Source organism: Roseixanthobacter psychrophilus, from assembly GCF_043195195.1.
In the GTDB taxonomy this organism is placed as follows: domain Bacteria; phylum Pseudomonadota; class Alphaproteobacteria; order Rhizobiales; family Xanthobacteraceae; genus NCEH01.
The window spans coordinates 1-11195 of sequence record NZ_JBAFWT010000078.1 but is presented as its reverse complement, the minus strand read 5'-3'; the positions used below and the strand labels follow the sequence as shown (position 1 = coordinate 11195).

The following is an 11195-nucleotide window of genomic DNA, read 5'->3' as shown; positions in this document are numbered from 1 at the left end:
GCCGGGCAGGGCCTTTACCTGAGCGAGCCGTTCTACTGGGATCTCGATGAGCGCACGCGGGCTTTCGGCAAGGCGTTCGCTGCGCGTCGCGGTGGCGCCATGCCCACATCCTATCAGGCCGGCGTCTACTCGGGCGTGCTGCACTATCTCAAGGCAGTGGCGGCGGCCGGCGGCGACGACGACGGACGCGCGATCGTCGCGAAGATGAAGGAGCGTCCCACCGACGACCTAGCCTTCAGTCGAGGCTATGTCCGCATCGACGGTCGCAAGATACACCCCATGTATCTTTTCCGGGTCAAGTCGCCGGCCCAGTCCACGGGACCGTGGGACCTCTACGAGAAAATTGGAGAGACGCCCGCAGACCAGGCATTCAAGCCCGTCGCTGGAGGAGGCTGCACTCTCGCGTCGCAAAATTGAACTGCTTTACCCTACCAAAGGAGTGCACAACATGATTGTCGAAGAGCGCACTTACGTCCTCCATACCCATGCGAGTGTGAAGGAATATTTGAGCATTTACAGCAGCGAGGGATTGCCCGTGCAATTGGAGGTCCTCGGTGGCTTTCTTGGCTATTTTATCACTGAGATAGGCGTTCAGAATCAGCTGGTGCACTTGTGGGCGTATGAAAATCTCGAAGTGCGACGCGAGCGCAGGGCGAAGCTCGCGGAGCAACCTGCCTGGCAGGCGTGCCTGAAGAAAATCCGCCCCATGATTATGACAATGGAAAACAGGATCATGATCCCGACTGCTTTTTCACCTCTCCCGAGCGCGGTTCTGCACCGTCCAGATATTATTTAACCCCGTTGAATTACAGTTTTATCGGAACTATGCCGCGATGTAATCGGCAATCGAAATTCGATAGATGCAATATTTGCGGCTCCTCCCGTTGTCTCCGGTGGCACCACCCATAGTTAGATGAAGTATGTGCGTGCCAATGGTGGCTATTATCGTTGAGGCATGTCTCTGCTTATTTCGCCGCGCCAGACGACGGTGCGCGCGCGGATTTCCGTTCGAAGTAATGTAAAAGTAACAGACTGACCAGAATCCAGGCGCAGGCCCAAATCAGACGGTGTGATCGACGAACTGGCGCATCGAAGCATGGCCCATCTGGACGGTCAGACCGAGCAGCCGGTCAAATGCGGATGCGGTTCTGCGTCGCCGGTTCCACCGAAACACGAACTCATCGAGATATCGGGCAAGGTGCGGCTTCCGCACGCCATGCAACGTGCCCATGAGCCAGCGCTTGAGGTTGGAGAAGGCGCGGTGGATCCATTTCAGCAAAACGTGCCCCGCCATGTTCCCGACCGTCTTTCCGACGTTCCGATGGTTGGCGAGTGCTTTGTATCCAGGCAAGCCGTCGGTGACGACAGTCGATTTGGGTTCGACCACACGCTCGACGAAGCTGCGGACGTTCTCGCCGGTCTTGTCGGCGAGCGGCTCGAGCCGAAGCCGCCGAGGATGACCTTCGTCGCTCAACTCGACCGCGCCGATCATCAGCATTTTCCCAACGTTCGGAATGCCGTAGCCCGCGATCGGGTCGCGCTTTGTCCGATACACCACCTCGGTCTCGTCGACCTCGACGATGCCCTGGAGCAGCGTTCGGTCGGGATCGACCATCGCCCGGCGCAGCTTCGTCAACAGCAGCCAGGCGGTCTTGTAGCCGCCCAGGCCGAGTTGCGCCTGAGCCTGCTCAGCCGAGCTTCCGTTCGAGTGGCTGGTCAGGATGTGAATGGCGATGAACCAGGTGCGCAGCGGCAGCTTCGTGCGGTGCATCACCGTTCCAGCCGTCACCGACGTTTGCCGATGACATGCCGCGCACTCCCAGGTGAAGCGCTTGGTCTTGAGTTCCCAGCCTTTTCGCGACTTGCATTCGGGGCATACAAAGCCGTCCGGCCAGCGCAGCTTCGCCAAATGGCGAGCGCAAGCGTCGTCGTCCGGGAACTTCCGGTCGAACGCGGTCCGCGACATAGGCTTGTCTTGCTTCCACCTGCTCGTCATGGCGGAACAAATGCTGAACTTCCAAATCGGGAGTCAAGCGAAATCCGCGATCAACCACCACATGTTGTGCCGGGTGGTGCCCAACCGGAGCCAACGGGAGGAGCTACCAATATTTGATATTATTTTATTTTCAGTATCAGTAATTAATGAGACTATGCATTGTTAAAGTTAATAAACGTAAAATTTTATGTATTAGATCGCCGACTTTTACAGTTTTATTTGGATAATTTGGTTTAGTATTGGTTTCAGACACATTTTTGTCGCGCTCTTAGCGTTGCATAATTCATTATAATACCTTATATGTACTTCATTTTTTCTTGCGTATCTAGAGGTTCTGTACCAATGGTCGCTAAGACCGCCTAAAGGTGGCACTAAACCGGATAGGCAAGCATTGATCATCTCAATTTCCGCACCTGGGCAGAACGTTGATCTCTATTCAGAGATCACAACGTTAGTCGAGGCGAAGGGGATTGAAGTGCTGACCGGCTGAACTATGGCGAATACGACGGTGGCCCGCGTGCAAATTCCTTGAAAACCTGCAACGGTTCGACTTGGCGATGCTCTTGAAACATTGCCGAGCGACCTTGGTCGAAATCGACGAGCTGTCGGCTGTCGGCGGACCAGCGTGCGGAAGCCAGTCGGGCGCTGGCGGGCAACCCTCGCTGGAAGCTGTGGTCGGCCTGCTGGAAGAACGGATCGGCGCGGAACAGCGCTGCCCTCACTGCGCGGCGGAAGGAGCGGTAATTCGCGGTCAGGCCAACGGGCTGCGGCGATATTTCTGCCGGGGCTGCGGCAAGACCTTCAACTGCCTGACCGGGACGCCGCTGGCGCGACTGCGGCACAAGGAGCGCTGGACAGAATTCGGCGCTTCGATGAGCAAGGGTGAGACGGTGGCGGCCTCGGCCGAGCGCTGCGGGGTCGCCGGCAGCACGGCTTTTCGCTGGCGGCATCGCTCTCTGCGGGCGGTGAGCGGCGGCGTGGTCAAACTACGCGGCATCGTCGAGGCCGATGAGACCTTTGTGCTGACCAGCCGCAGGGGCGAGCGAAATCTCGATCGCAAATCCCGCAAGCGAGGCGGCAAGGCGTCCAAGCGAGGGCTGTCCGACGAACTGGTTCCCGTCCTGGTGGCCGCCGACCGATCTGGTTCCACCGTCAGCGCTGTGTTGTCATCTGTCTGCGCCGTCGCGATCGAAGCCGTTCTTCGGCCCGTTCTTGGCAAGGACGCCTTGCTGGTCACCGACGGCTGCACCAGCTATCCGCCTTGCGCCGCCGCGTTGGGCGTCAGCCACGAAGCGCTTAACCAGACCGCCGGCGAGCGGGTGCGTGGCGATCTCCACATTCAGACGGTCAACAGCCGCCATGAGCGCCTCAAGGACTTTCTCCGTCGCCACCGTGGAATCGCCACCAAATATCTCGACAGCTACCTGCGGTGGTATCACCTCGCAGTCCTCCCTCGCGCTCCTTCACCCCGCGCGGTCCTCGCCGCAGCCGCAGGCATGCTGAATGTCAGGCCCGCGTGCATAGTTAATGCGAATTGAGCCAACAAATTTATCGCCATTCCGGGGGGCTCTCCGCTATATTGTGACCAGTTTTATGACCACATGCGAGGATGCCATGGTCACGGTCAACTTGGTGCAGGCGAAGGCGCATTTGAGCGAACTCTTGGATAAAGCGGAGGCGGGCGAGGAGGTCGTCATCACCCGCCATGGCCGTGCCGTCGCCCATATCCGCCCCGCCTCTCGTCCGAAGCAGCCATTGCGGCTGGATGAACTTGCCGCCTTCCGCGCCACCATGCCGCATCTCCGGCGACGGAGCGCCGATTTGCTGCGTGAGGCGCGGGACGAAGGCCGGTGAGGCGAGCGCGGGGCATGCTCTATTTCGATACCAGCTTTCTCGTCCCGCTCATCCTGCCCGAGGCGACTAGCGACACCATCGCCGCGTTCATCCAGGAATTGCCAGGCGATCAGTTCACTGTCAGTCACTGGACGCGAGTTGAGTTCTCCTCGCTGATCGCCCGAGAGGTCCGAATGGGCGGCCTGGACGCCGGGTCTGCCGAGTTGGCCGATGCCCACTTCGAAGCGATGGTGGACGAATCCTTTGCTGTCCTGCTGCCAAACGCCGACGATTACGATCTGGCCAAAAAGTTCCTCGGCACCTTCGAGACCGGCCTTCGGGCTGGCGACGCCCTCCATTTGGCAATCGCTTCGAACCATCAGGCCGGGGCGATCTACAGCTTGGACAAGGTGCTGTTCAAGGCCGGGAAAATTCTGGGGCTCCCTGTGAACGCTGGAACTGAAATTCCGTAATTCAATCTGAGGGCGAGCCGGAATGCCGCACGCGATCATTCGAGGCAAGAACGGACGCCGCCATGAGGTGGACTTCGGCGATGCGCCTGTTCGCTTCGAGATCCACGCCAGCGAGGAGACCGTGGAGATTTTTGTCGAAGCCGACTTTGAGACGCTCCCGGAAGGGCGCCGGCGCTTCGCCATCGTGAACATCCCGCGCCATCAATTCAGCGAGGCGACCGGCCGAGCCGCCCGGCGCGCATCGAAACGATCTTGAGACGGCGGCATTACGACAGGATCGCACTGCGGGCTGCAAAACGGGTCGGGACGGCGGCTGGGGTATGCGGGGCGGTGCTGATCGCCTTGAACCTCGGCGTGGAGACCTGTGGGTTCGGGCTATTTCTGGTGTCCTCGCTGCTGTGGACAATGGTGGCGTGGCTGCAACACGAGATGAGCCTGGCGGTACTCTAGGGAGCCTTCACCATGATCAATGTTGTCGGCATCGTTCGATGGCTCGGCGTTTCATGAGTCGCGCAGCGGCATTCGGGGTTCTGCTTGCGCTCTCAGCGCCCTCATCGCTCATGGCATCTGACATTCTCATGGGCGTCGCGAGCGTCATTGATGGCGATACGATCGAGATCCACGGTACGCGCATCCGGCTCCACGGCGTCGATGCGCCAGAGCGTTCACAACTGTGCCAACATCCATCTGGCAAGGACTGGCGCTGCGGCCAGCAGGCATCGTTGGCGCTGGCTGATCGCATTGGCCGCACGCTCGTCCGGTGCGAGCCGCGCGACCACGATCGCTATGGCCGGGTTATCGCCGTCTGCTTCCAGGGCACAGACGATCTCAGCCGATGGCTGGTGTCAAACGGTTGGGCGGTCGCCTTCAGGCGCTATTCGCTCGACTACATTGCCGAAGAAGACAGGGGCCGAACCGCGGGGAAGAACATCTGGTCCGGCCCCTTCGAGATGCCGTGGGATTGGCGCGCCGCAAGACGGGGCCCCCATTCATGAAACCCGAGCCCGATCGACAGTCTCCGGAAGTTCTGGCGGGCTTGATCGAGCGCGTTACCTTCCACAATACCGAGAACGGGTTCTGCGTCCTGCGGATCAAGGCGCGCGGCCACCGGGACGTCCTCACCGTCGTCGGCCACGCCGCAATAATCTCGGCCGGCGAGTGGATCACCGTCACTGGCGAATGGATCAACGACCGCACCCATGGCCAGCAGTTCAAGGCGCGGTTCCTCAAGACCTCGCCACCGGCCTCGGCGGACGGCATCGAGAAGTACCTCGCATCCGGCATGATCAAGGGCATCGGCCCGGTCTACGCCAAGAAGCTGGTGCGGGCATTCGCCGACAAGGTGTTCGACGTCATCGAGGAGACACCCGAGCGTCTGCGCGAGGTCGACGGCATCGGCCCCGTGCGCGCTGACCGCATCGTCGCGGCTTGGGCCGAGCAGAAGGCGGTGCGCGAGATCATGGTATTCTTGCACAGCCACGGCGTCAGCACGGCGCGGGCGGTGCGCATCTTCAAGACCTATGGTGCCGACGCCATCCAGGTCATGACCGAGAACCCTTACCGGCTGGCACGGGACATTCGCGGCATCGGCTTCAAGACCGCCGACACCATCGCCATGAAGCTCGGCATCGACAAGACCGCCATGGTCCGGGTTCGCGCCGGCGTCTCCTACGCCTTGAGCGAGGCGATGGACGAAGGCCATTGCAGCCTTCCGGTCGCTGATCTGATGCCGCTGGCCGAGAAGCTGCTGGAGGTGCCGGCCAATCTGATCGCCACCGCGCTCGACCTCGAACTGGCCGACGGCACGGTGGTGGCCGACCACGTCGGGGAGGTCGACTGCATCTTCCTCGCAGGCCTTCATGGCGCAGAGCGGGCGGTTGCCGACAAGCTGCTCGCCCTCGCTACTGGCGCGCCGCCCTGGCCGGCGATCGATGCCGACAAGGCGCTGCCCTGGATCGAACAGCGGACGGGCCTCACCCTTGCGGACAGCCAGAAGGCTGCGGTGCGGTTGGCGCTGGCCTCCAAGGTGCTGGTAATCACCGGCGGTCCCGGCGTCGGCAAGACCACCATCATCAATTCGATCCTGCGCATCCTCGCGGCCAAGAGTGTAGCACTTCTGTTGTGCGCGCCGACCGGCCGCGCCGCCAAACGGATGAGCGAGGCCACCGGCATGGAGGCTCGGACCATCCACCGCCTGTTGGAGGTCGACCCCAAGACCGGCGGGTTCAAGCGCGGCCCGGACCACCCGCTGGACTGCGACCTCCTGGTGGTCGACGAGACCTCGATGGTCGACGTCCTGCTGATGAACGCCCTACTGAAGGCGGTGCCGAACCGGGCCGCCCTCCTGATCGTCGGCGATGTTGACCAGCTGCCTTCGGTCGGGCCCGGGCAGGTGCTCGCCGACATCATCACGTCCGATGCGGTCCCGGTGGTGCGGTTGACCGAGGTGTTCCGACAGGCGGCGCAGAGCCGGATTATCGTCAGCGCCCACCGCATCAACCAGGGCCAACTGCCCGACCTCGACCGCCCCGCCGAGGACAGCGATTTCTATTTCGTCCATGTCGAGGAACCCGAGGCTGCCGTCAGCCGCGTCATCGAGCTGGTCAAGAGTCGGATCCCCCGCCGCTTTGGCCTCGATCCGATCCGCGACGTTCAGGTGCTGTGCCCGATGAACCGCGGCGGCATCGGCGCCCGCTCGTTGAACATCGAGCTGCAGACTGCCCTCAACCCGGCCGGCGAGGCCAAGGTCGAGCGGTTCGGCTGGACCTTCGCGCCCGGCGACAAGGTGATGCAGGTCGAGAACGACTACGACAAGGAGGTCTACAACGGCGACATCGGCTATATCGACATCGTCGATCCCGGCACCGGCGAGCTGACCGTGACCTTCGACGGTCGCGCCGTCACCTACGAATTCGGGGAGCTGGACACGCTGGTGCCAGCCTACGCTACCACCATCCATAAGAGCCAGGGTTCCGAATATCCGGCAGTGATCATTCCGGTGATGACCCAGCACTACACCATGCTGCAGCGGAACCTGATCTACACCGGCGTAACCCGCGGCAAGCGGCTCGTGGTGCTCGTGGGGCAGAAGAAGGCTATCGCCATCGCCGTTCGGAATGTGTCCGGCCGGCGGCGGTGGTCGAAGCTCGCGGAGTGGCTCGGGTCCATGTCGGTGAATTTCAGACGATTGCAGAAATGACGTCGACCGTGCCGGCCGAATTGTCCTGACCGCTGGTCTTGGTGGATGATGGGGACCCGGACCCGATAAGCGCGGGGACCGCGGGAGAAGCCGCACGGTGGGTCGGATCAAGTGCGGTGGTGGGAATGGCGGCGAACCCGCCGCAAGAAAAGATCACCCCCGCACCTGGATCGGATGCAGAACGACCTCGTTGCGCAGACGACGGGTGTCGCAGGCCTCGATGGTGGTCGTGCGCCCGTCGATGATGCAGCGGTCGCCATTTCGCGGCGGACCCGGCCATTACGCATCGGCGATCTCGGTGTTGGTGATCGCCACCTGCCGGTCGCCCTGCGTGATGCTGCCGATCAGCTGGACCGGCTCGTAGCCGCGCACGACGGCCCGACAGACGACCTCGTGCCGGACCTGCGTCGTGGTGCCGGTGAGGCGCTGCAGGGTGACCGGCTGCCCGAACCGGGCGATCAACGCGTAAACGGATTCGGGGGTCATCGGCATGCAACCCGAGCGGAGAGGACCGAGCCCGACCCGAACGTGCCGGTGGATGTGATTTTCAGGCGCAACCGATCACCGAGCACGCCGTCCACCGCCGTGTCGTCGGCGAGCGACGCATCGGTCGGCGTCAGCACCGTGGTGCGCGGCGTCAGCCCGGACAGGTTGACGATCTTGAAGCCGGCCGTCGTAGAAGGCGGCGCAGAAGATGTCGGCCCAGGTCTGCCCCTGGTCGAGCGAGGTCTGGAGCCGCCGCCCTTCAACCGGCGCTACCTTGAAAGCCGCATCGCCTATCGCATCCAGGAACTCGCCTATGGCGGGCTGAAACCCGAGACAATCCGGCGGTTGGAACGGCTCGGCGAGGAATTGGACGGCGGCGACCGCGCGAAGCGCAGCATCCGCGCCCATCGCGACCGCGCCATCACCGGCACGCGGCTGCTGCGCGAATAGCAGGACGTCGAACAGATCGTCACCGTCACCGCCGACGGCTTCGAATGGCAGGGGCGGCCGTACAAGTCGCTGTCCGCCATCGCGCACGCGATCACCGGCACGCGGTGGAACGGTTGGGTGTTCTTCGGACTCAAGAACCACAGGGGGCGGACATGACAAAGCCGCCCGAAAAATCGAAGGTCGTCCGCAAGCTGCGATGTGCCGTCTACACTCGGAAATCCTCCGAGGAAGGGCTGGAGCAGGAGTTCAACTCGCTCCACGCGCAACGCGAGGCCTGTGAGGCGTACATCGCCAGCCAGCGTTCCGAGGGCTGGGTGCTGCCCAAGAAGGGCAAGCATTCGGTGGGCGTCGCCCCGCAATACGCGACCACGCTCGGCAAGAACGCCAACTGCCAGACCCTCGTCTCCATCACGCTGGCACGCGATGAGGTTCCCGCCATGGTGGGTCTGCGCCTGTTTCTGCCGGAGAGCTGGACCAGCGACCCTGACCGCATGATCCGGGCGCGTGTGCCGGACGCCCACCAGTCCTATAAGACCAAGCCCGAGATCGCTCTGGAGGAGATCGACCGCATCCGGACGGCGGGCGTGCGCTTCGGCTGTGTGCTGGCCGACGCCGGCTATGGCCTGAGCGCCCCGTTCCGCCAGGGCCTGAGTGCGCGTGGCCTCACCTGGGCGGTGGGGGTGGGCGGGCGCCAGAAGGTCTATCCCGCCGGCGTGGCCCTGACCTTCCCCGTGGCGGCGCGCGGCCGACCGCGCAAGAACCCCGTGCCCGACGTGACCTCGCTCTCGGCGGAGAAGACGCTGGCGAGCGCTCCCTGGCGCACGCTGAGCTGGAGGCGGGGGACCAAGGGCCCGCTCAAGGCCCGCTTTGCCGCGGTGCGGATCCGGGTGGCCGATGGGCCGCCCCAGAGGATCGGCGCCATGGGACAGCAGCATCTGCCGGGGGCAGAGGCCTGGCTCATTGGCGAGCACCGGTCCACTGGCGAGCGGAAATATTATCTCTCCAACCTTCCCGCCGATACACCTCTCAAGCGCCTGGCCGGCGCGGTGAAGGCGCGGTGGGCCTGCGAGCAGGCACACCAGCAACTGAAGGAGGAACTCGGGCTCGACCACTTCGAGGGCCGATCCTGGGGCGGCCTGCACAGGCACGCCTTGATGACGATGATCGCCTACGCCTTCCTCCAGAACCGTCGCCTGCGTCAGGCGAGCGGGGGGAAAAAGGATCTCCGGCCCCCCGCCGCAGCCCAGCCTGCCTGCGATCCGCCAGGCCATCCTCAATCAGATCTTCAAGCAGGAGACACTCAGATGTCCACACTGCAAGGTATGGCTCAGGCGTAAAATGCCAAAGTAGTGCTTCTGTAATGGGCCTTCGTTCGTCAAGTCCCTCCGAACGATATCTCATCGCCAGGATCATGCTTCTGTCCGTGGTCGGCACGAAGACCGCCACACCATGCCATCAGATCCGGAGCCGGCAGGTCAATCTAGGAAGCGTGGTTTGCCGAAGCATTCACAGCACTACACACGACCTTGCCAAGCCCGCGTCCCAGCGACGGGACCTCAGTAGGGGCGGTATTGTTGTCGACCCGCCGCAATCACGTTTCTGTCCTCAAGTCGCCATTGCGGTTGCCCCCCAGCGGAAGTCGGTTGCATCCATCCACATGCGGTGGAGCACAACACCCAGTTTGCGCGCGCGAGCGACCTTGGCGCGCTTCATGCCGCGACGCTGCGCCACTCCGAGCGCCCAGCGCTTCAGGCTGGAAAAACGCGTCGCCCGCGTCAGCATGATGTGCGCTGCCTCGAAGAGCGCGGTTCGCACCATCGCGTCACCGACTTTGCTGACACCGCCATCCCGGTCGGTCTCGCCGGACTGATATTTCTTTGGTGTCAGCCCGAAATAGGCGCCGACCGTACTGGATTTGCTGAACCGCGTCGGATCATCGACGGCCGAGCGATACGTCAAGGCGACGAGCGCGCCGACCCCGGGCGTGCTCATCAGCCGGTGGCAAATCCTGTCGGCGCGTGCGATCTTCAACATCTGGCGATGCAGCTTCGTGAACTCGCTCCACAACGTCGCTCGTGCGGTCAGCATGGCGCCGATCACCGTCTCCAGCATGACGTGGCCCGCCGCCAATTCCCGGATGCGCGCCTCGAACCGGCCACGGCTGACCTCGCCAACCTTTAGCCCGTAGCCGCGCAGGATACCGCGGATGCTGAGCTCGACGTCGAGCAGCTTGCCCTGCAGCAACTTGCGGCCAACGAGTAGCGCACGGGGTATCCTGGGCGTCGATCGACTTCGCATGAACCGGCCGATACCAGCCCATCCGCAGCAGCTGCGCGATCCCGCGCGCGTCCTTCCGGTCGGTCTTCACCGTCATCGCCGACAGCGCCGCCTTCACATGGCGCGTCTCCAGCAACACCACCTCGAAGCTGGCGACGACAAGCCCGGCGCGGAGCCATTGCGATAACGGCCCCGCCTCAAGCCCAATGCAACTCACGGGAAAGCCCAGCCCGCCAAAAAACCGAACAAGCACCTCTGGCTCGCTGGCAACCTTGACCTCTCGGACGACCTTACCCTTGGCATCCACCACACACACGCTGCTCTCTTTCAGCGAAACATCGATCCCTGCATAATAGTTCATGGCTGTTCCTCTCATGAGGCTTGGGGCCGATCCCTCGGACCCCGTTCCAACACCATCATTCTGAGGGACAGCCACCCAAAATGGCTACTCGCAAGACGCCGGCCCATTACGGCATCTAGC

11 protein-coding genes and 2 pseudogenes are annotated in these 11195 nt (G+C 62.8%); 11 read left to right on the top strand and 2 right to left on the bottom strand.

The window, feature by feature from the left end:
• Positions 1–417 (top strand): ABC transporter substrate-binding protein (locus V5F77_RS27680; RefSeq protein ID WP_429008295.1); only part of this gene is annotated, 417 nt, incomplete at its 5' end.
• Positions 418–448: 31 nt separating this feature from the next.
• On the top strand, positions 449–796 hold the full coding sequence (locus V5F77_RS27675) for an NIPSNAP family protein (RefSeq protein ID WP_429008294.1): 348 nt from the start codon (positions 449–451) through the stop codon (positions 794–796).
• Positions 797–1060: 264 nt separating this feature from the next.
• Here V5F77_RS27675 and V5F77_RS27670 read toward each other — a convergent pair whose 3' ends face one another.
• Entirely contained in the window at positions 1061–1996 is a 936-nt protein-coding gene (locus V5F77_RS27670) for an IS1595 family transposase (RefSeq protein WP_429008293.1), read from the bottom strand.
• 557 nt (positions 1997–2553) lie between these two features.
• On the opposite strand from V5F77_RS27670, the gene V5F77_RS27665 reads away from it, so the two are divergent.
• The 9 genes and pseudogenes from V5F77_RS27665 to V5F77_RS27625 all read left to right on the top strand — a co-directional run bounded on the left by V5F77_RS27665 (position 2554) and on the right by V5F77_RS27625 (position 9774).
• Positions 2554–3534 (top strand): IS1595 family transposase, encoded by a 981-nt coding sequence (locus V5F77_RS27665; protein WP_429008292.1) that lies wholly within the window; start codon positions 2554–2556, stop codon positions 3532–3534.
• 76 nt (positions 3535–3610) lie between these two features.
• Positions 3611–3850, top strand: a complete 240-nt coding sequence (locus tag V5F77_RS27660; protein ID WP_429008291.1) for a type II toxin-antitoxin system Phd/YefM family antitoxin — start codon at positions 3611–3613, stop codon at positions 3848–3850.
• A 14-nt stretch (positions 3851–3864) separates the two neighbouring features.
• A complete protein-coding gene (locus V5F77_RS27655) occupies positions 3865–4302 on the top strand; it encodes a type II toxin-antitoxin system VapC family toxin (protein WP_429008290.1) in 438 nt (145 codons plus the stop codon).
• A 67-nt stretch (positions 4303–4369) separates the two neighbouring features.
• Entirely contained in the window at positions 4370–4558 is a 189-nt protein-coding gene (locus V5F77_RS27650; protein WP_429008289.1) for a hypothetical protein, read from the top strand.
• Positions 4555–4752, top strand: a complete 198-nt coding sequence (locus V5F77_RS27645) for a hypothetical protein (protein WP_429008288.1) — start codon at positions 4555–4557, stop codon at positions 4750–4752. The genes V5F77_RS27650 and V5F77_RS27645 overlap by 4 nt, the downstream gene beginning before the upstream one ends.
• A gap of 128 nt (positions 4753–4880) precedes the next feature.
• Positions 4881–5297 carry a thermonuclease family protein gene (locus V5F77_RS27640; protein WP_429008287.1) on the top strand — a complete coding sequence of 139 codons (417 nt, stop codon included), beginning with the start codon at positions 4881–4883 and terminating at the stop codon, positions 5295–5297.
• On the top strand, positions 5294–7501 hold the full coding sequence (gene recD2 / locus V5F77_RS27635) for an SF1B family DNA helicase RecD2 (RefSeq protein ID WP_429008286.1): 2208 nt from the start codon (positions 5294–5296) through the stop codon (positions 7499–7501). Before V5F77_RS27640 ends, recD2 begins: the two co-directional genes overlap by 4 nt.
• A 732-nt stretch (positions 7502–8233) precedes the next feature.
• A pseudogene (locus tag V5F77_RS29450) lies at positions 8234–8593 on the top strand (DUF2924 domain-containing protein); the annotation flags it as partial.
• Positions 8590–9774 carry an IS701 family transposase gene (locus V5F77_RS27625; RefSeq protein ID WP_429008285.1) on the top strand — a complete coding sequence of 395 codons (1185 nt, stop codon included), beginning with the start codon at positions 8590–8592 and terminating at the stop codon, positions 9772–9774. The pseudogene V5F77_RS29450 and the gene V5F77_RS27625, both read left to right, overlap by 4 nt.
• Before the next feature lie 268 nt (positions 9775–10042).
• On the opposite strand, the pseudogene V5F77_RS27620 reads toward V5F77_RS27625, so the two are convergent.
• A pseudogene (locus V5F77_RS27620) lies at positions 10043–11075 on the bottom strand (IS110 family transposase).
• Positions 11076–11195: the final 120 nt, after the last annotated feature.

Bases quoted from the DNA above. Each gene is read 5' to 3' on its own strand.
- V5F77_RS27655 (WP_429008290.1), top strand. From the start codon at position 3,865: ATGCTCTATTTCGATACCAGCTTTCTCGTCCCGCTCATCCTGCCCGAG.
- V5F77_RS27640 (WP_429008287.1), top strand. From the start codon at position 4,881: ATGGGCGTCGCGAGCGTCATTGATGGCGATACGATCGAGATCCACGGT.
- recD2 (WP_429008286.1), top strand. From the start codon at position 5,294: ATGAAACCCGAGCCCGATCGACAGTCTCCGGAAGTTCTGGCGGGCTTG.
- V5F77_RS27625 (WP_429008285.1), top strand. From the start codon at position 8,590: ATGACAAAGCCGCCCGAAAAATCGAAGGTCGTCCGCAAGCTGCGATGT.
- V5F77_RS27665 (WP_429008292.1), top strand. From the start codon at position 2,554: ATGCTCTTGAAACATTGCCGAGCGACCTTGGTCGAAATCGACGAGCTG.
- V5F77_RS27660 (WP_429008291.1), top strand. From the start codon at position 3,611: ATGGTCACGGTCAACTTGGTGCAGGCGAAGGCGCATTTGAGCGAACTC.
- V5F77_RS27670 (WP_429008293.1), bottom strand. From the start codon at position 1,996: ATGACGAGCAGGTGGAAGCAAGACAAGCCTATGTCGCGGACCGCGTTC.
- V5F77_RS27675 (WP_429008294.1), top strand. From the start codon at position 449: ATGATTGTCGAAGAGCGCACTTACGTCCTCCATACCCATGCGAGTGTG.